The organism is Hyphomonadaceae bacterium BL14 (assembly GCA_027627705.1).
In the GTDB taxonomy this organism is placed as follows: domain Bacteria; phylum Pseudomonadota; class Alphaproteobacteria; order Caulobacterales; family Maricaulaceae; genus Oceanicaulis.
This window is the reverse complement of record CP091242.1, coordinates 991,246-1,013,471: the sequence shown is the minus strand read 5'-3', so window position 1 is coordinate 1,013,471 and position 22,226 is coordinate 991,246. Positions and strand designations below refer to the sequence as shown.

The window sequence follows — 22,226 nt, the reverse complement described above, 5'->3', positions numbered from 1 at the left end:
GGGGACAAGCCCGGGCTCAGCTCAGCGGTTCGGCGGCGATGATGGCCGCGTCATAGGCCCCGTGAGGGCGCGGTTCACCTGCGCCGGCAATGATTTCGATGATGGCTTCGGCACGCGGGCCCGATTGGGACGTGTTGCCTACGCCCATGGATAGGCCCACGCCGACGCTGGAGCTGCGAAACCCGCCCGAGCCCCAGCCGCGGCCCACCGACCCGCCGACCCGTACGGGCGATCCGCCGCTGCGCACCTGAGGTGGCGGGAGGGCGCGGCTGTCCGTAATCGTGAACCATTCCAAGCCGTTATTGAGCACGATGTCGGCCGCGCGGCGGATCGCCAGACGCTCGGCCTCGCCCGCGCTCATGCCGGGCGCGCCCTGATAGCTGACGCGCCAGCGGCGGTCTTCGATGCGCAGGTCTGAGAAGCCGCTGCCATCGCGCAACATGGATGAGGGCCCGTAATACGGTGCCGGAGTGCTGGCGCAGGCCGCCAGAAATCCCCCGATTGCGGCGACGGCTATCAGGCGGAAAAGGGCTGTCATGAAGGGCTCCAGAGCGCAGTTTAGGGGTTCAAAACCACCCGTTACGGGTTCAAAATCAACCGTTACGGGGTCAAAACCGCCATTTACGGGGTCAAAACCGCCGCATTCATGTCTTCGTCGGCGGATCGCGCCAAGACTACACCACAATGTGGTCAAACGGCGCCCTCAGACGGGAATGCTGTCCCCGCTCACTTTCGACCCGCCAGCGCGCCGAACAGCCAGGCGGCGGCCAGACCGGCGATCAGGCCGGTGAGGGGCAGGGCGAAGGCACCGGGGGCTTCGGGCAAGGTGAGGGTGGCGATGTCGCGCCCGTCGGCCAGTGCCCACATCCAGTCGCCGTCATGAATGCGGCGCAGATACGCGGCCATGGCACCCAGCCCCGCCAGCGCGCCGGCCAGCGCGGTGCCCAGACCACCAAGCCCGCGCAGGGCGAGCCACAGGATCAGGAAGACCGCCGCCGCCGGGTAAGCGAAGGCGAGGGCGTACAGCCACACCTCGCCCGCCAGCGGGGCGAGCTGGCCCAGGGGCAGATTGGCCGCCGCCGAGCCTTGCAGGGCCGACAGGGTCATCATCCCCGCCACCGCTACCAGCGCGCCAAAGCCGGGTGCCAGGGCAATGCCTGCAATTACGCCGGCGGGCGCGGCCCGGCTCATCGCCGCAATTCCTGTGTCATGGAGCCCCCTCCGGCCGTGTCTGCAGGCATCATACGCGCGCAAGCGCCGCTGCGCCAAGCGTCACGGCGGGAGGTGGCTAGCGCGGCCGCCCGTGACAGACCCCGCCATCAGGACCGGTATTGCCGTCACACAGGCGCACCGGCGCCAGCGTGCGGTCGGATTCGATGAGGCGGTTTCGCCCGTCGGCGCGGCGCTCCAGCGTGAACGCGTCGTAGAGTGCGCCGCTCGGCGTCCACGCCTCGAAGGTCAGACGGTCTTCATGTGCCTCGATGAGCTGGAAGGTCTGGGTGTCGGCACCGTAGCGGTCGGCCTCATCCATGACCCGGTCATTGAGGGCGTACATTTTGTAGCCCGCCACGGTGACCAGATAGACCGGCCCGTCCAGCGCCTCTTTGGCAGCGTCACGCTCTGGGCCGCGCGGCAGATGCAGCGCGCTCCATCGGCCATAGCAATGGTCATGGCCCTGCAGGACCAGATCCACGCCATGGGCCTCGAACAGCGCCGCCCAGTGGTCGGACAGGAAGCGCGTGTTCTCCGGCCGGGCGCAGGTGATGACCGGATGGTGGAACAGCGCGATGGTCCAGCGCGCCGGATTATCGCTGAGCACGTTTTCCAGCCATGCGGTCTGGGCTTCCAGCCCGCCCAGCTCGGTGGCCGCGGTGGAATCGAGCGAAATCACGCGCACGCCCTGATAATCAGCGAAGAATGTGGTGTCCTGCAGCGCCGGAACCCCGTTCTGCGGCACGGCGAAGAAGGCCGGGTAGTGGGGAACCAGCACGCGGGTGCGCGATCCGTCAGCCAGATCGACGCGAACATGCTCGTGATTGCCCGGTGTGGGAAACTGGGGCCGGATAGCATAATTCAGCCCGCCCGCCGCATGCCATAGCCCCCATTCATCGTCATGGGCCATGGACTGGCGCGCATCGACCAGATCGCCCGCATGGAGAACGATATCGTGAGGCCGGGTGAGGGCTTCTGCCACCACGCGCGTGGCCGCATCACCAATGCGGTCCTGAATGTCGCCAAAGTAAAGGATGCGCGTCGGCGCAAAGCCGTCCGCTGCGGTGCGGAAGGGCAGCCAGGGGCTCCAGCCGTCCAGCCCGTGCACGCGGTAGACATAGCGGCTGGCCGGCTCCAGGCCATCAAAGCGCACATGGTGATAGCGCGCTGCACCGTCGGCATCAGCGACGATGCGGCTGGTTCCGGTGACCTCGACCGGATCACGGGCGCTGGCCGGACCGTCCAGAACGAGGCCGATTTCTGCGCGGGTTTCGGTCTGGCCGGTATGGGTGCGGAAACTCACCGCCATGGCACGCGACGCGTCTGCGCCGGGGGTCAGGATGATGCGGTCGGCGGCACCACCGGGCAGGAAGGGCGCGCCCGGCGCGCGCGGGGCATCGGTCACCGGCACCGGCAGCTGCACTTCGGGTGCCGGTGCCTGCGCGATGACCGGCGCAGCGAGGGTGCAGGTCAGGGCAATGGCGAGCAAAGAGCGGATCATGGCGGCGTCCTTTTCACGTCAGGCGTCCGGGCGGTTGTGCCACCGTGATACCGGCCCCTGACCACAGTTTTGCTACAGACGGCCCCCGTCGCGCAGCGTAGCGGTTTGCGCTAGAACGCTCGCGCCGTTGAAACCTGCAGAACCCGGAGGGTCGCCGCCATGTCCCAGACCATGAAAGCGCTTGTGAAGGCTGAGCCGCGTGAAGGCCTTTGGATGCAGGATGTGGCCAGGCCCGATATCGGTCCGGATGATGTGCTGATCCGCGTCCACATGACCGCGATCTGCGGCACCGATGTGCATATCTACAAATATGATGACTGGGCGCGCAAGAACGTGCCGGTGCCCATGGTGGTGGGCCATGAGTTCGGCGGGGTTATCGAAGCGGTCGGGCGCGATGTGACGCGGGTGCGCCCCGGTATGCGCGTGTCGGGTGAGGGCCATGTGGTCGGCGAGAAGAGCCGCGCCGTGCGCGCCGGGCGCTTTCACCTTGATCCCGAGACCAAGGGCGTGGGCGTGAACATGCCTGGCGCCTTCGCGCAGTATTTGAGCCTGCCCGCCTTCAACGTGGTGCCGCTGCCTGACCAGGTTCCGATGGAGATTGCCGCCTTCCTCGACCCGCTGGGCAATGCGGTGCACACGGCGACGGCCTTCGATCTGGTGGGAGAGGACGTGCTGGTCACCGGTGCCGGTCCCATCGGGATCATGGCGGCGGCTGTCGCGCGCCATTGCGGCGCACGCCATGTGGTGGTGACCGATATCAATCCCGACCGGTTGCGCCTGCTGGAAGCGGTCTGCCCGACCGCCACACCGGTCAACACGGGCCTGGAGAATCTGCGCGATGTGATGGCACGGCTGAACATGACCGAAGGCTTTGATGTGGGCCTGGAGATGAGCGGCGCCGAGCCTGCCTTCCACCAGATGGTCGAGCACATGGTGATGGGTGGCAAGATCGCCATGCTGGGCCTGCCGGCCAAGCCTTTCACCCTGGATATGGGCTCGCTGATCATGCGCGCCATCACCTTCAAGGGCGTCTATGGCCGCGAGATGTTCGAGACCTGGCACAAAATGCTGGCCATGCTGCAATCGGGCCTCGATGTCTCGAAACTCATCACCCACCGGCTGCCGGCCAAAGAGTTCCAGACCGGGTTTGATGCCATGCTGTCGGGCAAGTCCGGCAAGGTGATCCTGGACTGGCAGGGGGTGTGAGGTGAGCGCGCCTGACCTCCTGCCGCTGGCATACGAGGCGCTGCCCGAGGCCGAGATGCTGATGCGGGCGCAGGCTTTCCATGAGGCAATGCGCACGCGGCGCACGATCCGCGACTTCTCTGACCGCGCCGTGCCGCGCGCCATCATCGAGACGGCGATCCTGACCGCTGGAACCGCTCCCAATGGCGCCAATCACCAGCCCTGGCATTTCACGGTGCTGGGTCAGGGACCGCTGCGCGCCCGCCTGCGCGAGGCGGCTGAAGCTGAAGAGCGCGCCTTCTATGCCGGCAAGGCGGGCGAGGAATGGCTGGAGGCGCTGGCCCCGCTGGGCACCGACGCGTCCAAGCCGTTTCTGGAAACCGCGCCGTGGATCATCGCCGTGTTCGGCCAGAAGCGCGGCGGGCCGCGGCCGGGCGATGACAAAAAGAACTACTACGTCACCGAAAGCGTCGGCATTGCCTGCGGGTTGTTGCTGGCGAGCCTGCATCAGGCGGGGCTGGCCACGCTCACCCACACGCCCAACCCGATGGGGTTCCTCTCAGAACTCTGCGAGCGCCCGGCCCGCGAGAAACCCGTCATGCTGATCGTCACCGGCTATCCGGCGGACGGGGCGGCGTATCCGGCCCATGCCGCGGTGAAGAAGCCGCTGGCCGGGATTTGCGATTTCCGGTGAGGGGGGCAGCTTGCGCCGCAGACAGGGCGGGTGCCGGGGCCCATCACGACACCGGCCGTCCCGGCCGACCGCAGAACGCGCCGGACCCATCCATGAACCCTGGCTGTCTTCGCAGCCGTGGATAGGCTCAGGGATGGATCCCGGATCGGCGACGCCGTCCGGGAAAGCAGGGTGGGTTGAGTTCGACCCCCAACCAGACGGGGGAGCCGGACGGGACCCCTCCTAAGCCACCACCCGCCGCTCGATCGCCGTCACCGACCAGATCAGGGCGATGATCCAGCCGATCACCGTCCAGCCGAGCAGGAGGTTGGTCAGGAAGATCGCGAAGCCATTATGGTGTCCGCGCGCCAGCGCGATGATCGTCGGCAGAAAGTGCACCAGGACGACGGCGAGAATGAATTCCATGGGGAGGCCTCCTTTATCGATTTTCGATAAAGATAGGAGAGCTGACCGGGGCTGGCAAGGGCTTTATGGATTGCGTGCGCGGATGACCGTCTCCAGCCCGGAGTCCATGCGGCTGCGATAGTGCGCCAGGCTGATCGGGGTGTGCGTGGAGTGCAGGCGCCAGTGGCCGTAATCGTCGCGCACAGGCACGCTGACCGAGTGAAAGCAGACCTGTTTGCCGTCTGCGGTGAGCGTGCTCCAGGTGCTTTCGCTGACCGCGATCTCGCCGTCAAAGGCGCCGGCCTCGGTGAGAACCGCGAACTGGCGGTCGGCATCCTCGCCCAGCAGGCCTTCCAGCCCGTCGCCTTCGCGTGAGGTTTCGAACGCGCCACCCATGGCCCGGAAGCCGGCGGAAAACTCGCACAGGCGCACAGCACCCTGATGGCGGCTGAGCAGGCTCGACAGGCCGGGAGACAGCGCCACAGTGGCGCGCCAGTCGTCAAAAATGAGCCGGTTGCGGGGCCGGTCCAGCAAAGCGGCGATTCGCGCGGCCAGCGCCTCTGACGGGTTGGTGGCGCCGGTTTCAAGGCGCGACAGAAAAGCCTGGCTGACGCCCAACTCCTCGGCCAGCGCCAGCTGTTTCAGGCCGGTGCGCTGGCGGAAGGTTCTCAGGCGTGCGCCCCATTCGCTGGCGGGCATCCTGTTTCCCCCGGTCATGGCTGCATGGAATACAACCCTACAAAAGCGGCGCGTGCAGGGCTACCCCGCACGCGCCGCCCGCCGTGATCGCGCAGGCGAAGCTGTCGTTATTCCTCAGGGAATTGATAGTCCTTGAACATCTCGCGCAGCTTGGTCTTGAGGATTTTGCCCGTGGCACCCAACGGCATTTCGGCGATGAACTCGATGCCTTCGGGCAGCCACCATTTGGGGACGCGTTCGGCCAGATAGTGTCGGATGGACTCTGCCGTGGGCGTGGTGCCCGGGCGCGGCTGGATGATCAGCAGCGGACGCTCCTGCCATTTGGGATGGGGCATGCCGATCGCGGCGGCCATCAGCACGTCCGGATGGCCCATGGCGGCATTTTCCAGATCGATGGAACTGATCCATTCGCCGCCGGATTTGATCACGTCCTTGGACCGGTCGGTGATGGTCATGTAGCCATCTTCGTCCAGATAGCCGACATCGCCGGTGCGGAACCAGCCGTCATCGGTAAAGGCTTCCGGGCCGGCACCGCGGAAATAGCTTTCGATGATCCAGGGACCGCGCACCTGGATATGGCCCGATGACTGCCCGTCGCGCGGCAGCACATTGCCGTCATCGTCCACAGCGCGCATTTCCACGCCGAAGATCAGCCGGCCCTGCTTGAGCTTGATGCGGACCTTCTCGTCCTCGGACAGGTCATCATGCTTGGGCAGGAGCTTGCCGACTGTGCCCAGCGGGCTCATCTCGGTCATGCCCCAGCCTTGCTGCATGTCCACGCCGTATTCGCCCTCATAGGCGCGCAGCAGGGATTCGGGCATGGCCGAACCGCCCATCAGCACGTTCTGGACCGAATCGATACGCTTGCCGCTCTCGCGCAGGTATTGCAGCAGGCCCAGCCACACGGTGGGCACGCCCAGCACCTGGCTGACGCTTTCGGCTTCGATCAGGCCCTGCAGGCTGGCACCGTCGAGCTGGGCACCGGGCATGACCAGCTTGGCACCGCCCATGGCCGCCGCGTAGGGCACGCCCCAGGCATTGACGTGGAACATCGGCACCACCGGCATGATGACGCCGCGCGAGCCGACCCCGATAACATCCCCGCCCAGGCACGCCATCGCATGCAGCACGGTGGAGCGGTGCGAATACAGCGCGCCCTTGGGCTCGCCCGTGGTGCCCGAGGTGTAGCACAGCCCGGCGGCCGAATTCTCGTCAAACGACGGCCAGTTATAGACCGGATCGGCATTGGCCAGCAGGGTCTCATAGACCTGCGCCTTGGTCTTCATGTCCGGCTTGGTGGACGTGCCGGTCATCGCCACCCAGCTCTTCACGCTCTTGCAGTGGGCCGCGATGGCGTCCACCAGCGGGGCGAAGGTGACGTCGAAGAAGACATGCTTGGCCTTGGCGTGATTGATCACCCAGGCCAGCTGCTCGGGGCCCATGCGCGGATTGGCGGTGTGGATCACCGCGCCCACACCCGAGACCGCGTAATAGAGTTCCATATGGCGGTAGGTGTTCCACGCGATCGTGGTGACGCGGTCGCCCGGTTTCACTTTCATGGGCCCGGTCAGCGCATTGGCCAGGCGCTGGGCGCGGGCATGGCAGTCGGCATAGCCGTAGCGGTGCACCTCACCGGTATCGGGCATGCGTGAGACGATCTCGCGCTTGCCGTGGTTGAGGGCCGCATGTTTGAGAATGTCCGCGATCATGAGCGGACGGTCCATCATCTGACCGTGCAGCATTGGTGTCTCCTCCCCGGGTGTCTCGGGCGCGCCTTTCGCGGCGCGCCGCATCTCATGTTTGAGCTCGGCGACATGAAAGGCGCACAGGCGCGTGAGTGCAATCCCTCGCACGCAGAATTCCGCTTGCGGCAGGACGGGAGATGGGGTGGAAGAGGGCCATGACCCATCCCCCGCTCCCGACTTTCGATGATGTGCGTGCCGCCGCTGGGCGGCTTGCCGGGCATGCGGTGCGTACGCCCTTGCTGTCCTGTCCGGCGCTGGATGCGTTGACGGGGGGCAGCGTGCGGCTGAAGGCCGAGCCGTTGCAGCGCACCGGGTCGTTCAAGTTTCGCGGGGCGTATAACGCTCTGTCCAAACTCGATGCCGCCGAGCGCGCGCGCGGCGTGGTGGCGTTCTCTTCGGGCAATCACGCCCAGGGCGTGGCCGAGGCGGCGCAGCTTCTGGGCCTGCAGGCCACCATCGTGATGCCGTCCGACGCGCCGGGCATCAAGCAGCGCGGCGTGATCGCGCGGGGTGCGCAGCTGCGGCTGTACGATCGCGACACCGAGAGCCGCGAAGCCATCGCGTCCGAGATCAGCGCGGCCACCGGCGCGGTTGTCATCCCGGCCTTTGACCATCCCGATATCATTGCCGGCCAGGGCACGGCGGGACTGGAGATTTTCGAGACGCTGGCCGATGAAGGCCTGACTGCGGACCGGCTGATCTGCTGTGTCGGCGGGGGCGGGCTGATCGGTGGGATCAATCTGGCCGCCGGGGCCCTGTCGCCGCAGACGCACATCTGGGGCGCAGAGCCGGAAGGCTTTGATGACACCGCCCGCTCGCTGGTGTCAGGCCGGCGCGAGACCAATGCGCGGCGCAGCGGCTCGCTGTGCGATGCGCTTCTGTCGGAAACGCCGGGCGTGCTGACCTTTGCCATCAATCAGCCGCGCCTCAAGGGCGTTGCCGTGATCAGCGACGAGGAGGCACTGCGCGCCATGCGCTTTGCCTTCGAACACCTCAAAATCGTGCTGGAGCCGGGCGGCGCGGCGGCGCTGGCGGCCGTGCTGGCAGGACGGGTGGATGTGTCGGCCGGCCTCAGTGTCGTGGTGCTGTCGGGTGGCAATGTGGAGCCGGACCTGTTTGCGCGGGCGCTGGCCTAGGCCGGCGGATTACAGCCCGCAGGCGAACCGGCCCTCGCACACGCTCGACACCAGGGCGAGATAGGCCATCACGGCCACGGCCCAGATCAGCGGCGTGAACAGTGCCAGGCGCCAGCCTGCGCCGGGGCTGCGGAAGATGAGGAAGGCGACCCAGCCCAGCGCCAGTCCGGCGCCGGCCATCAGCGGCCCGGCGGACAGGAAGATGTACACCGCCTGCTCCACGCTGGGGCTGGTGCTGACGGCCTGCAGGTTGGAGAAGGTGATGACGTTGGGGATCCACAGCTGGAAGCCGGCCCATCCGATGAGGAGGGCGACAAGACTTGCCACCACCATGGCGACAACTGCTATGACCGTGATGCGCGGTGTGACCACCGTGTCGAGACCGTCTCTCATCCGCCCCTCCCAGGACCCCCGCCCATGACCTTGTCTGTCGCCAGCTGGAACGTCAATTCGATCAAGGCGCGCCTGCCCAATGTCCTCGACTGGCTGAAGGCGGCGCGGCCGGATGTCGCGTGCCTGCAGGAAATCAAGACCGTGGACGAGGCCTTCCCGTCCATGGAGCTTGAAGACCTGGGCTATAATGTGAAGACGGTGGGGCAGAAGAGTTATAACGGGGTCGCCATCCTGTCGCGCCTGCCCATTGAGGAGGTCGCGATGACCGCCCTGCCGGGCGATGAGAGCGATGACCAGGCGCGCTATATCGAGGCGGTGATCAGCGCGCAGTCCGGCCCGGTGCGCATTGCGTCCATCTATCTGCCCAACGGCAATCCGGCACCGGGGCCGAAATTTGATTACAAGATCGCCTGGATGAAGCGCCTGCATGCGCGCGCCGCTGCGCTGCTGGCGTTCGAGGAGCCGGTGATTCTCGCCGGCGATTACAATGTCATTCCGCGCGAGAGCGACGTGCACGACCCGGCCGCTTGGGAGGGCGACGCCCTGACCCGGCCAGAATCGCGCGACGCCTTCTCGGCGATCAAATGGCTGGGCTATGCCGACGCGTTCGAGCAGGTGGACGGGCGCGCCCACCAGTACACGTTCTGGGATTATCAGGCCGGGGCCTGGAATAAAAACAACGGCATCCGCATCGACCACCTACTCATGAGCCCGCAGGCCGGCGACCGGCTCAAGTCCGTACAGATCGATTCGTCCGTGCGCGGACGCGAGAAGGCGTCCGATCACGTGCCGATCACAGGCGTATTCGACCTTTAGGCAGCAGCGCGCCTAAAGCGCGCGCACCGCCTCCAGCACCTCTTCCACATGGCCGGGCACTTTCACCTTGCGCCAGACCCGGGCGACCTTGCCATCGGCCCCGATCAGAAAGGTGGCGCGCTCGATGCCCAGATAGGTCTTGCCATACATGGACTTTTGCACCCACACGCCATAGCGCTCGCAGATGTCGCTGTCGGCATCCGAGGCGAGGATCACTTTGAGGCCATGTTTGTCGCGGAATTTGTCGTGCTTGGCGGCGCTGTCCTTGGATATACCGATGACGGCAGCGCCCGCCGCGGCGAAGTCATCGGCCTGCTCGCTAAAGCCCATGGCCTGTTTGGTGCAGCCGGGCGTATCATCCTTGGGGTAGAAATACAGGACAACCGGATTGCCAGCGAACTGCGCCAGAGACACCTCGCGCCCGCCATCGGCCGGCGCGGTGAAGTCCGGGGCCTTGTCCCCGGCCTTGATATCGCCCATCACTTGCTCCTGTCCTCGGCCGGCGGGCCGATCCCGCCGCAACTGGCGGCGAAGATTGTCCGCCAGACCTGTCCCGTAAAGGGGCGGAACTGGAATTGACAGCGCAGCCTGGAAAGCCCATGCGCCGCACCTTGCGACTCGCCATGCTTTATCTGCTCGAGGCGGTGTCCGCGCTTCTGGCGCTGGTGATTCTGGTTGGCGCGGCCGTGCTCTGGCGCCTGGCTGCCGGACCGGTCGATGCTGATCTTCTGCGTCCCTGGGCCACGCAGGCTCTGATGGAGGCAGTAGAGGGCGACGAGGCTGCCATTGGCACGCTGGATGTGCGCTTTGATCCGGCGCTGGCGGCCATTGTGGTCACGGCGCGCGAGGTGTCCGTGCGCGATGCAGACGGCCTGACCCTGGTCAATGCGCGCCGCATCGAGACGGCGCTGGCACTGGATCTGTTGCTGACCGGGCGCGCAGCCCCGGTGCGCATCGCCGCCGAGGGCGGTGCCTTCGCGATTGTCCGCACAGCGTCAGGGGCCGTCGCAGCGGGCCTGGGTGCGCCTGACGTGGTGGAGGCGCGCAGCCTGGCGGGCGTCGGGCCATCAGGATTGCTGGCCAGCCGCATGGGGTCGGACTTTCTGTCGCGTCTGACCGAGATTGATCTGACGGGCGTTTCGCTACAGGTGCGCGACGATGTCACCGGCATGGCGCTCATCGTGCAGGACGCCCGCGCGCGCCTGCGTCTGGACGGCGGCGCGGTGGACGCCGCCATCACCGGTGCGCTGATCACTTCGGCCGGACGCGCAGAGGCCGCGCTGGATCTGCGCACGGGCGCCGATCTGGACCGGGTCTTCATGGATTTGCGGTTGACCGGACTTGTGCCCGCCGCCGTGGCACCGCAGCGCGGGGCATTCGCGGCGCTGGCCGGGCTCGATGCGCCGGTGCGTCTGGAGCTGGTGGTGGATGCATCTGCCGGGGAAGGGCTTCGCACCGCCTATATCAATCTCTCCTCAGACGCCGGCGAGGTGCGTGCCGGCGGCGTGGCGTTCGCGCTGGCAGGCGCGGATCTGCGCGCCGCGTTCGACGCCACTGCCGGCGTAATCGAGATCGAGACAGGGCGTATAGCGTCCGATCTGGTGTCTTTTGACCTGAGCGGGGCCATCACCGATCTGTCGGGTTTTGAAGACGCGCTGCCCACCTTCGCCAATTATCAGCTGGATGTGGGGCCGGGCTATGTCGACCCGCCGGGCGTGTTTCCCGAAGCCGTGCGCTGGGACAGCCTGTCGGCGCGTGGGCGGATCGACCGCTCGCAAGTGCGCGCCACTTTCGAACAGTTCGACGCCGCCATTCCCGGCGCTACCGCGCAGTTCACCGGCTATATCGGGGCCGACGAGACACAGAGCGGCTGGTTCCCGGCGCTGGCGCTGACCGGGCCGGTGGAGGGCCGGTTCACCCGCGACGATGTGCTGCGTCACTGGCCGGTGGATTTCGCCCTGGGTGCGCGTGACTGGATCCGCGATGCCGTGCTGGGCGGAAGTCTGGGCGGGGTGATGCTGGACATCGAGCTGACCGGCGAGGCGCTGGAGCGCCGTCAGCTGGACGATGACCAGCTCTCGTTGCGCTTTGATTTCGCCGATGCGGCCGTGCGCTATGTGTCGACCATGACGCCGCTGCGCGGTCTGTCCGGCTCGGCGGAACTGCGCGGCAACTCGCTGTCGCTGGACGGGCGCGGGGGGCGGATCGGCGACCTGCAGGCCGATACGATATTTGTCGAGATCGAGCGGCTCAACCCGCGTGGCGGACTGGCGCGTTTTGGCGGTACCGGCCGCGGCGGCGCGCGCGATCTGCTGACCTTGCTGGCCGAGCCACCGATCAGCCTGACCGATTCCTATGGCATTTCGCCCGATGCCTTCGCAGGCGACGGTGCGTTCGAGTTTGAAATCCGCCGGCCGATGCTGCGCGACGTGCCGGCCGAAGACCTGCGCTTTGCAGCGCGCGGACGCTTCACCGGCGTGTCGGCGGAACTGGGACCGGACGGGCCCGGCTTCCAGGACGGTGACGTTGAGATCCGCGCCAGCGAGGCCGGCTTGACCGCGTCCGGGGCTGCGCGGATCGCGACGGCGCGGGCTGATATTGAATGGATCGAGACTTTTGGACTGGAGCCGGGCGAGGCGTCCAGCCTGATGCGGCTGTCTTCGGTCATGACGGGCCGCGATCTCGATGCGCTTGGCCTGCCGGTGCGGCAGTTCCTGGATGGAGCTGTCGGGGTCGAGGCGTCGGTCACCGGGCGCGGACTGGCGTTCGAGCGTATCGATGTGGAGCTGGATCTGGAACGCACCGCCGTCGCCCTGCCGGCGGATTTGTGGGAGAAGGCACCCGGCGCACCGGCTGCCGCGCGCTTCACGCTGGACCTGCAGCCCGATGCGGTGGCGCTGGACGATTTCGTCCTTGCCGCAGACGGTGTCGACATCCAGGCCTCGGCGCGCCTGGCACCCGATGGACGCCTGTTATCGGCGGATGCGTCGACCATCCGCCTGGAGGGCCGGTTCGATCTGTCCGCGCGCGCAGACCGGCCGCGCGGCGAGGATGGCCCGTTGCGCCTGGTGCTGACCGGAGCGTTTCTCGACAGCCGGGATTTGTTGACGCTGGATGGACCCGGCGGGGGGCTGGGCGGGGCGGTGATCCTTGAGGCGGCGGTGGATAATGTGCGCGTGCGCGGCGTGCCATTCACCAATGTGGACTTGTCGCTGGAGACGGGCGAGGCGCACCTGGAGCGCTTCCGTCTGGACGCCGACATGGCGGGCGGTCCGGTCGGGGTGGAACTGGCGGCGGATGAGACCGGGATGCGCCGCCTGACCGCGTCAGGCCCGGACGCCGGCCAGCTGCTAACCGCCTATGGCGGCTATGATAACGTCACCGGCGGCCCACTGCGCCTGAGTGCCACAGCGCCGCCGCGTGGACAGCCGGGCGGATTTGCCGGGGAGGTGGAGGCGCAGGCGTTTACGCTGGAGCGGATGCCACTTTTGACCCGGGTGCTGGCGGCGGGGTCGCTGGAGGGTCTGGCGAGCCTGATGGGCGGCGGGCAGGGGATTGTTTTTGAACGCCTTCGCGCCGATTTCGTCTGGGAGGACGGCGTTCTGGAGCTGCGCGAGGCGCGCGCCGCCGGCCCGTCTCTGGGGGTCACGTGGAGTGGTGTGGTGAACCTTGAGGGGTCACGCATGGACATGGATGGCACATTGCTGCCCTCCTACGGGATCAATTCGGTGCTCGGAGGACTCCCGGTGATTGGCGGGCTGCTCACCTCGCGCGCCGGCGAGGGGGTGATCGGCGTCACCTTCTCGGTCAACGGCCCGTTCAACTCCACCCGCGTCACCGCCAATCCGCTGTCGGCGCTGGCGCCGGGCGTGCTGCGGCGGATTTTTGAAGGCACGTCGGCGGAACGCGAGCTCGATGCGCTGGAGGCTGCGCGCCTGGCCCGCGCCGGCGCAGCGGACACGGACGGCGAAGCCGCAGGGGAGGGCGCGGCACCGGTACCGGAAGAAGGGCCGGACGCCGGGGCCGGAGACGGTTCCGGGCCTGACACCGCTGAGCCGGATGGGGCCGGACCGGATGAGGTCGAGTCTGACGACGCCGAGCCGGACGAGGCCGAGTCTGATGACGCGCCGGAGGATCCCGCCCCGCCCCCAGGAGAACCGGAATGATCATCGCCGGGCTGATGAGCGGCACCTCGCTGGACGGGGTGGACGCGGCCATACTGGACACTGATGGCGAGACCATCACGCGTTTCGGCCCCGGCTTCGAGACGCCCTTTGCGCCGCACGAGCGCGCGGTGCTCAAGGCCGCCGTGGACGCGGCGCTCGCCTGGCGTTTTTCAGGTCCCGCGCCCGCGATCTTCACCGAGGCGGAAACCGTGCTCACCAACGCCCATGCGCGCGCGGTGGAGGCGGTCTGCGCCGCCGCCGGGATCGCGCCGTCCGCGCTCGATCTCATCGGATTTCACGGCCAGACCGTCGTGCATGAACCGCCTGCCAGCGGACGCCCTGGCCGCACGCTGCAGCTGGGCGACGGGGCGGGCCTCTCCGCGCGCCTCAACGCCCCCGTGGCGTTTGATTTTCGCACCGCTGACATGGCGGCGGGCGGGCAGGGCGCGCCGCTGGCGCCGATCTATCACCGCCTGCTGGCCGACTGGTCGGGGCTGGAGCGCCCGCTGGGCGTGCTCAATATCGGGGGCGTCGCCAATATCACGCTGATCGGCAAAGACGGATCGCTGACCGCCTTCGATACCGGGCCGGGCAATGGCCTCATCGACGCCTGGGTAGAGGAGCGCACCGGCGCCCCCATGGATGCCGGCGGCGCGCTGGCCGCCAGGGGCAAGGTGCTGGAGGCGGGCCTTGCCGAGCTCCTCGCCCACCCTCATTTCGCCCTCGACGGCCCCAAATCGCTGGACCGCTGGGATTTCTCCATCGATGCGGCGCGCAATCTCACCGTGGAGGACGGCGCGGCCACGCTGGCCCAGTTCACCGCCGCCTCGGTGGGCCTGGGCCTGTCCCGCCTGCCCGAAGCCCCAAAGCGCCTCATTGTGTGCGGCGGCGGACGCAAGAACACCGACCTCATCGCCCGCATCGCCGCCGCCTGCGGCGTGCCCGCCGTCCCGGCCGAAGCCGTCGGCTGGCGCGGCGACCTCATCGAAGCCGAAGCCTTCGCCGTGCTGGCGGCCCGCACCGCGCGGGGCCTGCCGATCAGCTGGCCGGGCACGACGGGGGTGAGGGCGGCGATGAGCGGGGGGAGGGTTGTGGGGGGATAGGTAGGGTGGCGCTTCTGAAGCGTTGGTCTTGCCCGGATCCAGAACGCTCCGTAAGCTAACTTCAGCATTAATCAACGCGAAGTCTTCGCTCAGGACGGGCACCTGCCCGATGGCAATCCGTAGGTCGACCTGTGGGTGGAGCCGGGAAAAGAGTTGATAGTACCAGGACTTAGCCGGGATCAGCGTGTATGCCAAGGGGGCTCAATGACCGAACCTTACGAAAGAGGAAAGGCGGGCGGCCATTTGGGGGACAAAGCGTCGGGCATTGAGCGTGCTGAGTACTGGCGAGGCGTGAATGACCGATCCGCCTTTGGTAACCTCAACGCCCTTCTTATTTTTCCCTTATGGGTCATTTTCGTTCTCCCATTCAAAATTGTGATCTGGATGCTGACCACCTGGCTGGGGCGGGGGCTGTTGCTGGTTCTCGTCGTAGTCTCCATGTGGACAGTCAGCCGGCTGGACACGATGGCTCGTGAAACGGTCGATCGATATGCCGCGATCCTGGCCTTGACCGACGCGGACTATACCCGGCGCGCGGTTTTGACCTTGCGGGTTTCACCTGGAACAAGCTGGCAGCCCACGGGAGGAGACGCGATTGAGATTCGCTGCACCATCGAACTTGCTCCGTATGGAGAGGATTTTTTTACACGATTTGGCGATGATTGCGCACGCCAGGCAGAGAGCGTCGAATTTGCCCGCTGGCAGGCAGTGAAACGTCGCTACGAGGACGAGCGCCTGGCTGCTGGGCTTAACTATCTGCAACGCTCACGGCGCGGAGAGTATGATCCCCCGGGTTATGTGGATGATGGCGCCCCCACACTGAGTTGGTCGCGGCTCTACCTGGAACCTGATGGCAGAACGTTCCCCCCGGGGACTATTGCCTCACTTCCGGCGGGAACCAGGGTCTTTTCGGCACTGGGCGATGGCGAACATCTGATGGTTGCAGACTATAGCCGAGAGGCGGGCGTTTATCACGGCCGGGAGAGAGCCGAATGGATCGAAATCTGGAGCCTCGACATTCTCCCGCCTGACTTTGAAGCCGCTGAAGCCTTGGCCCCTGAGTAAGTCACCCTTCCGAAAATGGGACACACACCTATTTTCCAGCTATGGGCTCGTTGCGGGGTTTTCCATCACCGACATATTCACTTGTGTGGAGGGATGGCGCGCAAGGCACACGTCGCTTTGCCGGGCATCCTGATCAAAACAGGCCCGAGCCGACACTTTTTACCGATTCGGATGACGCGCCCTACTTGCGATCTGGCCGCTAGACCGCCTGGCCGCCCGCGTGCCGAGGCTGGAAAACACGTGTCTTTCCCCGGTTTGCGTAGGGGCGATCGGCAGCGTGCCCCGTGATGGCCGCGCGCACCGCGCGGGGGCTGCCGATCAGCTGGCCGGGGAGCACGGGGGTGAAGGCGGCGATGAGCGGGGGGAGGGTTGTGGGGGGTAGGGGGGTGTCCCTGGTTTACGCCCCTTGGGGAGGACGTGCTGACCGAACCGGCATCACCCAAATCTGACAAACCTGCTCAAAAAGCGATGGCTCACCAAGGCAGCGGGGGCGCAGGATGACGCCCTGAATGCGACCTCATCTCCCCATCGCTCCTTGCTGAGCCATTTTGGAGTTTCTTCCAGCATGGAACGACGGGGAGGAATGAGCACCGGATCGTCGCCGCCGGGGGGGGGAAATAGGTGTGTGTCCCCGGATTCGGTGTCCCCGGATTCGGACCGCGCTCGGGCGTCATTTGACGCGGGAGCCGTGTGTCCTGAGGCGCGGCTTTGGACGCGGGAGTTCCGGTGCGGCGGAGGGCATTCCGTGCGCGCCAGCGCGGCGACAACCGAGCTTCCGGCCCTGGGCGGCTGTGGTTCGATGCAGCCCTTTTTGCCGCTAAAATGGCATCCACGAAGCCGCAGACAGGTGATCATACATCGCAAACCAACCAGCGACGCTTGCTGCCGCGCCGACAAGGACGACGGCTAGATTGCTCCACAACGCTGGAAGTTTCACGCCTCGTGCGGCGGTCGTCCACCCTTCGAACGCCGCACGCCCGAAATACCAAACCGGAACCGCCAGCACGGCGGCTGCGACGACAACCCAGAACAAGATGACTTGATCGCCTTCAGCGCTGAACACGCGCGGCGAGATTGAGGCAAGGAGGTAGTCAGAAAGTGCGAAGATCGTCAGCATCGCTGCGGCGGCGAAAGCAGGCATGTACAACATGAGGGCCGCCGCCGCGCCGAGATTACTGAAAACCTGCCTCACACCGGGCAAGTGTCGCACCACGACCGCTATGCCTGTCGCAACCAAAACAAGGATGAGCAGCGTTCTGCCTACCTGTTCGTCACTTGGTTCAACATAAGGCTGCAGTTCGGTGACGCCACGAAATCCCGACGATTGGAGCCAAGCCCAGCCTGGTTCAATGATGACCGACAGAGCCAGCATGACGGCGGCAATACAGATCAAGATCGGAAGCATGTAAAGAAGCACGCTGGCGACAATCGTAAAGAGCGCTCGAGGCAGCGCAAATACGGCCAGATAGTTGAGCCGCTGGTCCGGACGGAAACGACCCAAGAAGTCGACCGCTGCCGATCTTGCAACATTGATAAACCCGAGAGATTCGCGACCAACGAGCCGAATGGTCACGAGGATCCAGTTTGAAATGGTCACAATGGTCAGTAGGGTCACGAAGAACATGAATTGCGCCAATTGATCACGACCTGCCTGAGCAATCAGCTCTAGCGCTCGTTCAACCATGTTGAATACCTCCTAAAAGCAAAGGTGATCGAGAGATCCCAACTATTAGAGCTGGCAGAGCGGAAATCGGGGTAAAGATGTTGAAGCCTGAGAATTGCGCTTCTTGTTTCAAGTATTCAGGGGTCACAACATAAACCAGCCAACCCCCGAAAATTGCTGACACCAGTGGGCTTAGATAAGCGATTGCGGGCAGAACCCAGCCCTCCGACAAAACAAGCGGGCTGAAAATAGCAAGGGCACCACCACCAAATATTAGCACTATAAGCGTCATTATAGAACCAAGCATGAGGCGAACGACCCATCCTCGGAAGACCCAGAATGCGAGAGGCACCGCCACAGCAACGGCTAGCAGATATCCCGGGAAATCCCACTCACCTATTTGCGTTAGGTTTAAAGCCGATCCGACCACAGCATCTGTTGCAACGGCGTACAGGAACAATGACCCAACTATGTGGATCGCTGCTGCCAGGAAAAGTACAACGGGCAGAATAAAGACCAAATGGATTAGGATCTTGTACACTCGACCGACGATCGCAATTTCGTCCAGTGCAGCCTGTATGCGCCGCTCGCGGAACACGGCGACCGTTTCGGAAAAGCCACGACCGAGCCCGTCGGAGAACTTCACGGTGTTGCGCCAGACAAGTGTGCCGATGACGACGATGGTGGAAGTCAGAAAGCCGTAGAAAAGGCTTTCAAGGAGACCAACCAGGAACCGCTCCTGTAAGAACGAAGCAATCTGGTCCATGAGCCCCCCTCCCATTATTCCCCGTCAGCAGGTTAGGTTTATACGCAACGCGAAATCAAGTCAGAATTGATCCCACTGGCCTCCGACAGTTAATTTGACATTTGATTGTATAATTGATGACGGTTTCGTGAGTCGACAGGGAATGCTGAGCGAGGTAATTTTTTGATTTTGTTAGAATTTTCAGGACATCCAGTTACGTTATTGTGAGCCGGGATTGTAGCCTGTGAGCATACCCTATTTCCCCGTCAGGGGCGCGTAGGGCGCGTAGGGCGCGAGTGTTTCACTCGGATATGGCATTTAGCGTGCGGGGATGGCGCGCGCGGCACGCATCGTGGTTCCGGGGCAGCCCCATCATGTGACGCAGTGTGGGAGCGGGCGTCAGCCAACAGTCTTTTGCGAGGCTGATGACGCGCTCTACTGTGGTCTGACCGCGATTCCGCCGGGCCGCCTGCGGGTGAAGGCCGGAGAATGAGTGTGTGTCCTCGGTTCCCGTTTGCGGGACGCCGTAAGGATACTCCCCCCGCTACCTCTTCCCCACCGGCCCTGGTTCCGCCTTCTCGCGCGCTACTTCGGGCAGGCATTTGTCGAGATAGGTGGTGATGGTGGCCTGCAGCGGCTCGAGATGGTCGCTGAAGAGGTGGCCGGCGCCGGGGATGATCTCGGTGGAGATGGTGATGCCCTTCTGGCTGCGCACCTTGGCCATGGCGCGCACCATGTCGTCGGGCGGCACGATGGCGTCGTGTTCGCCGTTGGCGATCAGGCCCGAGGCCGGCGTGCCGGGCCGTACGCTCCAGATCGGCGACGGGCAGGCGCTCAGCGACCGGCTGGGCTGCCGGGTCGTCTATGATTTCCGCTCGGCAGACGTGGCCGCAGGCGGGCAGGGCGCGCCACTGGTGCCGGTCTATCACCGGGCGCTGGCTGAATGGTCAGGCCTTGAACGGCCGCTTGCGATCATCAATATCGGCGGCGTCGCCAACATCACCCATATCGGCAGTGACGGCACGCTGACCGCGTTCGATACCGGCCCCGGCAACGGGCTGATTGATGCCCTGATCGAGAGCCACACCGGCGAGGCGATGGACAAGGACGGCGAAATCGCCGCGCGCGGGCGTATAACTGGAATGAGACTGAAGTCACCCGCGAAGCCATTGCCGGTGTGTTCAATGATGTCTCGCGCCGACTGTTCGAAGAGGGTCTGCCTCAGCACAACGCTGTCTTCACGGCCGAGTATAATCGCGGGCGCTGGGGTCTGCTGGCGCGCGCGCGCCATTATGGCCAGTGGACCGATATCGATGACAGTGCCAACGTTGTGTTCCAGGATTTCGGCGCGATGACCTTGTTTGATCTGGGCGTGTCCCTGCGCCTGACCGAGCAGGTTCAGGTCCGGGCCGGTGCGGAGAACGTCTTCAATACCTTCCCCGATGAATCGCGCAATCAGGCCAATCGCGGTCTGATCTACTCACGCAATGCGCCGTACGACACCGATGGCGGGAAATGGTATCTCCGGTTCACGGCTGAATTCTAGGCTGGGGTTCCGGCCACATGAAACGGCCAGGGGCGGCGCGCCAGCGCCGCCCTTTCGCCATGTGACTGCAACAGGGGATTTCGCAATGACGCACTTGACCCGGCGCGCCATGCTCGCTGCCGCGCCACTCGTTACTGCCGGACCGGCGGCGGCGCGCACTCTTGCCGATCTGCCTTCCGTTTCAGCGGATCCGGCCGAAGCGGCGCGCGACGAGGGGTATTGGCGCGGCGTGCGCGGTCTTTACGACATCACCGACGAGATGATCCATCTCGAACATGGAAACTGGGGCATGATGGCGCGGTCTGTGCTGGACGCGCACACGGCGGCGCTCTCCAGCGTCAATGCCCGCACGGCCATTTACGCTCGGACCCGGTTCGGTGCCGACGCGCGCGCCGTCCTGCAGCAGACAGCCGCTGCGCTGGGTGCGGGCGAGGACGAGATTGTGTTCACGCGCAACGCCACCGAGGCGATGCAGGCCTTGATCTCCGGCTATCATCGCTTGCGGCCCGGCGATGGCGTCCTGTTTGCCGATCTCGATTACCCGTCCATGCAGACAGCCATGGACTGGCTGTCGCGCCGGCGCGGTGCCCGGGTGCACAGCGTCGCACTGCCCGAACCGGCGAGCCATCAGGGCGTTCTCGACGCCTATGCGGCGATGCTGGAGGCGCATCCTCACATCAGGCTTGTCCTGGCCACGCATGTCAGCCACCGCACCGGTCTGGTGCTGCCGGTGCGTGACCTGGTGGCGCTGGCACGCAGCTACGATGCCGACGTGCTGGTGGATTCGGCGCATGCCTTCGGGCAGGTGGATTTCGATGTGGACGCGCTGGGTGCCGATTTTGTCGGGCTGAACCTGCACAAATGGATCGGCGCGCCGCTGGGCGTGGGTGCCATCTATATCCGCCGGGACCGGATCGCCGACATCGAGCCATACATGAATGCGTCCGATCCGGCACCTCAGAGCATCCGGGCGCGGGTGCAGACCGGGACCGTCAATCTCGCGGCCCTGCTGGCGGTCCCCGAAGCGCTGACGCTGCACCATGCGCTGGGCCCGTCCCGGAAGGAGGCGCGCCTGCGCTATCTGCGCGGGCTATGGGCGGAAGCGCTGCGCGAACATCCCGGCGTGGAGATTCTCACACCCGCCGACCCGGCCCTGCATGCGGGCATCACGTCATTCCGCCTGACCGGGCGCACCAGCGTTCAGGAGAACACTGCTCTGGCGGCGCGCCTGGCTGATGAATTCGGGATCTTCACCGTTATGCGCGACGGGCTGGCCAGCGGGGCGTGTGTGCGTGTGACCCCAGCCATCTTCAACTCGGAAGATGACGTGCTGGCCTTGCGGGACGCCGTCCGGATCATCGCCGCCTAGCGCTTCCCCACAGGCCCCGGCTCCGCCTTCTCGCGCGCCACTTCGGGCAGGCGTTTGTCGAGATAGGTGGTGATGGTGGCTTGCAGCGGCTCGAGATGGTCGCGGAAGAGGTGGCCGGCGCCGGGGATGATCTCGGTGGAGATGGTGATGCCCTTCTGGCTGCGCACCTTGGCCATGGCGCGCACCATGTCGTCGGGCGGCACGATGGCGTCGTGTTCGCCGTGGGCGATCAGCCCTGAGGCCGGGCAGGGCGCCAGGAAGGTGAAATCATACATGTTGGTGGGCGGCGACACCGAGATGAAGCCGGCAATCTCCGGCCGGCGCATCAAAAGCTGCATGGCGATCCAGGCGCCGAAGGAATGGCCGGCCACCCAGCAATAGCTGGCGCCGGGATTGTGCGCCTGGGCCCAGTCGAGCGCCGTGGCGGCGTCCGACAGCTCGCCCAGCCCCTGGTCATAGCTGCCCTGGCTGCGCCCGATGCCGCGGAAATTGAAGCGCAGCACGGAGAATCCGCGCGCCTTGAACTGGTCGTACAGCATGAGGGAGACCGGGGTCTCCATATGGCCGCCGCCGCGCGGGTGGGCGTGGAGCACGAGGGCCAGCGGCGCGCCGGTATCCTTGGCGGGGCTGTACTTGCCTTCAAGACGGCCCGCGGGGCCGGGAATGATCACGTCGGGCATGGGCGGTTCACGCGTCCTGTGTTCAGATAACCAAGCTTTCCAGTCAGGTGTCCGCGCGGGCGCGCAGCAGGGCTTCTGGCGAAGTTGGCCGTCAATTCTTGACTCCGGCACTGGGAGACTTACA

Annotated in this window: 21 protein-coding genes and 1 pseudogene; 10 read left to right on the top strand and 12 right to left on the bottom strand. The window is 65.6% G+C overall.

Annotation, left to right across the window (positions count from 1 at the left end; genetic code table 11):
• Window positions 1-16 precede the first annotated feature (16 nt).
• The 3 genes from L2D00_04805 to L2D00_04795 form a co-directional block, all read right to left on the bottom strand.
• Window positions 17-538: a hypothetical protein gene (locus tag L2D00_04805; GenBank protein ID WBQ14007.1), complete on the bottom strand. Its 522-nt coding sequence runs from the start codon at window positions 536-538 to the stop codon at window positions 17-19.
• 188 nt (window positions 539-726) lie between these two features.
• Window positions 727-1,191, bottom strand: a complete 465-nt coding sequence (locus L2D00_04800; GenBank protein ID WBQ14006.1) for a hypothetical protein — start codon at window positions 1,189-1,191, stop codon at window positions 727-729.
• 97 nt (window positions 1,192-1,288) lie between these two features.
• A complete protein-coding gene (locus tag L2D00_04795; GenBank protein WBQ14005.1) occupies window positions 1,289-2,713 on the bottom strand; it encodes a metallophosphoesterase family protein in 1,425 nt (474 codons plus the stop codon).
• A gap of 159 nt (window positions 2,714-2,872) precedes the next feature.
• On the opposite strand from L2D00_04795, the gene tdh reads away from it, so the two are divergent.
• Both tdh and L2D00_04785 read left to right on the top strand, forming a co-directional pair.
• Window positions 2,873-3,919, top strand: a complete 1,047-nt coding sequence (tdh, locus tag L2D00_04790; GenBank protein WBQ14004.1) for an L-threonine 3-dehydrogenase — start codon at window positions 2,873-2,875, stop codon at window positions 3,917-3,919.
• A 1-nt stretch (window position 3,920) separates the two neighbouring features.
• Window positions 3,921-4,592 (top strand): nitroreductase family protein, encoded by a 672-nt coding sequence (locus L2D00_04785; GenBank protein WBQ14003.1) that lies wholly within the window; start codon window positions 3,921-3,923, stop codon window positions 4,590-4,592.
• 222 nt (window positions 4,593-4,814) lie between these two features.
• Here the strand turns inward: L2D00_04785 and L2D00_04780 are convergent, their stop codons facing one another.
• The 3 genes from L2D00_04780 to L2D00_04770 form a co-directional block, all read right to left on the bottom strand.
• Complete coding sequence (locus L2D00_04780) at window positions 4,815-4,997, bottom strand: superinfection immunity protein (protein WBQ14002.1); 183 nt, start codon at window positions 4,995-4,997, stop codon at window positions 4,815-4,817.
• A gap of 63 nt (window positions 4,998-5,060) precedes the next feature.
• Window positions 5,061-5,675, bottom strand: coding sequence for a helix-turn-helix domain-containing protein (locus tag L2D00_04775; protein ID WBQ14001.1), 615 nt, complete (start codon window positions 5,673-5,675; stop codon window positions 5,061-5,063).
• A gap of 107 nt (window positions 5,676-5,782) precedes the next feature.
• Complete coding sequence (locus L2D00_04770; protein ID WBQ14000.1) at window positions 5,783-7,417, bottom strand: long-chain-fatty-acid--CoA ligase; 1,635 nt, start codon at window positions 7,415-7,417, stop codon at window positions 5,783-5,785.
• Between the two features lie 158 nt (window positions 7,418-7,575).
• Between L2D00_04770 and L2D00_04765 the strand changes: the two genes are divergently transcribed.
• A complete protein-coding gene (locus L2D00_04765; protein WBQ13999.1) occupies window positions 7,576-8,556 on the top strand; it encodes a threonine/serine dehydratase in 981 nt (326 codons plus the stop codon).
• A gap of 9 nt (window positions 8,557-8,565) precedes the next feature.
• Here L2D00_04765 and L2D00_04760 read toward each other — a convergent pair whose 3' ends face one another.
• The gene (locus tag L2D00_04760; GenBank protein ID WBQ13998.1) at window positions 8,566-8,949 is read right to left on the bottom strand and encodes a hypothetical protein; all 384 of its coding nucleotides are present in this window, start codon (window positions 8,947-8,949) and stop codon (window positions 8,566-8,568) included.
• 24 nt (window positions 8,950-8,973) lie between these two features.
• On the opposite strand from L2D00_04760, the gene L2D00_04755 reads away from it, so the two are divergent.
• Window positions 8,974-9,765: an exodeoxyribonuclease III gene (locus L2D00_04755; GenBank protein WBQ13997.1), complete on the top strand. Its 792-nt coding sequence runs from the start codon at window positions 8,974-8,976 to the stop codon at window positions 9,763-9,765.
• 12 nt (window positions 9,766-9,777) lie between these two features.
• Here the strand turns inward: L2D00_04755 and bcp are convergent, their stop codons facing one another.
• On the bottom strand, window positions 9,778-10,245 hold the full coding sequence (gene bcp / locus L2D00_04750; protein ID WBQ13996.1) for a thioredoxin-dependent thiol peroxidase: 468 nt from the start codon (window positions 10,243-10,245) through the stop codon (window positions 9,778-9,780).
• Between the two features lie 119 nt (window positions 10,246-10,364).
• Between bcp and L2D00_04745 the strand changes: the two genes are divergently transcribed.
• The 3 genes from L2D00_04745 (at window position 10,365) to L2D00_04735 (ending at window position 16,099) form a co-directional block, all read left to right on the top strand.
• The gene (locus tag L2D00_04745) at window positions 10,365-13,931 is read left to right on the top strand and encodes a DUF3971 domain-containing protein (GenBank protein WBQ13995.1); all 3,567 of its coding nucleotides are present in this window, start codon (window positions 10,365-10,367) and stop codon (window positions 13,929-13,931) included.
• A complete protein-coding gene (locus tag L2D00_04740) occupies window positions 13,928-15,034 on the top strand; it encodes an anhydro-N-acetylmuramic acid kinase (GenBank protein ID WBQ13994.1) in 1,107 nt (368 codons plus the stop codon). Before L2D00_04745 ends, L2D00_04740 begins: the two co-directional genes overlap by 4 nt.
• A gap of 204 nt (window positions 15,035-15,238) precedes the next feature.
• The gene (locus L2D00_04735) at window positions 15,239-16,099 is read left to right on the top strand and encodes a hypothetical protein (protein WBQ13993.1); all 861 of its coding nucleotides are present in this window, start codon (window positions 15,239-15,241) and stop codon (window positions 16,097-16,099) included.
• 817 nt (window positions 16,100-16,916) lie between these two features.
• Here the strand turns inward: L2D00_04735 and L2D00_04730 are convergent.
• The 3 genes from L2D00_04730 to L2D00_04720 form a co-directional block, all read right to left on the bottom strand.
• Window positions 16,917-17,783 (bottom strand): hypothetical protein, encoded by an 867-nt coding sequence (locus L2D00_04730; GenBank protein WBQ13992.1) that lies wholly within the window; start codon window positions 17,781-17,783, stop codon window positions 16,917-16,919.
• Window positions 17,776-18,528: a hypothetical protein gene (locus L2D00_04725; protein ID WBQ13991.1), complete on the bottom strand. Its 753-nt coding sequence runs from the start codon at window positions 18,526-18,528 to the stop codon at window positions 17,776-17,778. Before L2D00_04725 ends, L2D00_04730 begins: the two co-directional genes overlap by 8 nt.
• 523 nt (window positions 18,529-19,051) lie before the next feature.
• Window positions 19,052-19,231 (bottom strand): hypothetical protein, encoded by a 180-nt coding sequence (locus tag L2D00_04720; protein WBQ13990.1) that lies wholly within the window; start codon window positions 19,229-19,231, stop codon window positions 19,052-19,054.
• A 28-nt stretch (window positions 19,232-19,259) separates the two neighbouring features.
• Here L2D00_04720 and L2D00_04715 point away from each other — a divergent pair.
• From L2D00_04715 to L2D00_04705, 3 genes and pseudogenes are all read left to right on the top strand, one after another.
• Window positions 19,260-19,592, top strand: a pseudogene (locus tag L2D00_04715) (anhydro-N-acetylmuramic acid kinase).
• A 92-nt stretch (window positions 19,593-19,684) separates the two neighbouring features.
• Complete coding sequence (locus tag L2D00_04710; protein WBQ13989.1) at window positions 19,685-20,053, top strand: TonB-dependent receptor; 369 nt, start codon at window positions 19,685-19,687, stop codon at window positions 20,051-20,053.
• A gap of 85 nt (window positions 20,054-20,138) precedes the next feature.
• Window positions 20,139-21,422, top strand: a complete 1,284-nt coding sequence (locus L2D00_04705; protein WBQ13988.1) for an aminotransferase class V-fold PLP-dependent enzyme — start codon at window positions 20,139-20,141, stop codon at window positions 21,420-21,422.
• Here L2D00_04705 and L2D00_04700 read toward each other — a convergent pair.
• Window positions 21,419-22,102, bottom strand: coding sequence for an alpha/beta hydrolase (locus L2D00_04700; protein WBQ13987.1), 684 nt, complete (start codon window positions 22,100-22,102; stop codon window positions 21,419-21,421). The two genes, L2D00_04705 and L2D00_04700, sit on opposite strands and share 4 nt — an antisense overlap.
• Window positions 22,103-22,226: the final 124 nt, after the last annotated feature.

Bases quoted from the DNA above. Each gene is read 5' to 3' on its own strand.
- L2D00_04780 (WBQ14002.1), bottom strand. From the start codon at position 4,997: ATGGAATTCATTCTCGCCGTCGTCCTGGTGCACTTTCTGCCGACGATC.
- L2D00_04700 (WBQ13987.1), bottom strand. From the start codon at position 22,102: ATGCCCGACGTGATCATTCCCGGCCCCGCGGGCCGTCTTGAAGGCAAG.
- L2D00_04775 (WBQ14001.1), bottom strand. From the start codon at position 5,675: ATGCCCGCCAGCGAATGGGGCGCACGCCTGAGAACCTTCCGCCAGCGC.
- L2D00_04705 (WBQ13988.1), top strand. From the start codon at position 20,139: ATGACGCACTTGACCCGGCGCGCCATGCTCGCTGCCGCGCCACTCGTT.
- L2D00_04755 (WBQ13997.1), top strand. From the start codon at position 8,974: ATGACCTTGTCTGTCGCCAGCTGGAACGTCAATTCGATCAAGGCGCGC.
- L2D00_04770 (WBQ14000.1), bottom strand. From the start codon at position 7,417: ATGCTGCACGGTCAGATGATGGACCGTCCGCTCATGATCGCGGACATT.
- L2D00_04720 (WBQ13990.1), bottom strand. From the start codon at position 19,231: ATGGCCAAGGTGCGCAGCCAGAAGGGCATCACCATCTCCACCGAGATC.
- L2D00_04805 (WBQ14007.1), bottom strand. From the start codon at position 538: ATGACAGCCCTTTTCCGCCTGATAGCCGTCGCCGCAATCGGGGGATTT.
- L2D00_04745 (WBQ13995.1), top strand. From the start codon at position 10,365: ATGCGCCGCACCTTGCGACTCGCCATGCTTTATCTGCTCGAGGCGGTG.
- L2D00_04765 (WBQ13999.1), top strand. From the start codon at position 7,576: ATGACCCATCCCCCGCTCCCGACTTTCGATGATGTGCGTGCCGCCGCT.
- L2D00_04730 (WBQ13992.1), bottom strand. From the start codon at position 17,783: ATGGTTGAACGAGCGCTAGAGCTGATTGCTCAGGCAGGTCGTGATCAA.
- tdh (WBQ14004.1), top strand. From the start codon at position 2,873: ATGTCCCAGACCATGAAAGCGCTTGTGAAGGCTGAGCCGCGTGAAGGC.
- bcp (WBQ13996.1), bottom strand. From the start codon at position 10,245: ATGGGCGATATCAAGGCCGGGGACAAGGCCCCGGACTTCACCGCGCCG.
- L2D00_04735 (WBQ13993.1), top strand. From the start codon at position 15,239: ATGACCGAACCTTACGAAAGAGGAAAGGCGGGCGGCCATTTGGGGGAC.
- L2D00_04760 (WBQ13998.1), bottom strand. From the start codon at position 8,949: ATGAGAGACGGTCTCGACACGGTGGTCACACCGCGCATCACGGTCATA.
- L2D00_04800 (WBQ14006.1), bottom strand. From the start codon at position 1,191: ATGAGCCGGGCCGCGCCCGCCGGCGTAATTGCAGGCATTGCCCTGGCA.
- L2D00_04795 (WBQ14005.1), bottom strand. From the start codon at position 2,713: ATGATCCGCTCTTTGCTCGCCATTGCCCTGACCTGCACCCTCGCTGCG.
- L2D00_04740 (WBQ13994.1), top strand. From the start codon at position 13,928: ATGATCATCGCCGGGCTGATGAGCGGCACCTCGCTGGACGGGGTGGAC.
- L2D00_04725 (WBQ13991.1), bottom strand. From the start codon at position 18,528: ATGGACCAGATTGCTTCGTTCTTACAGGAGCGGTTCCTGGTTGGTCTC.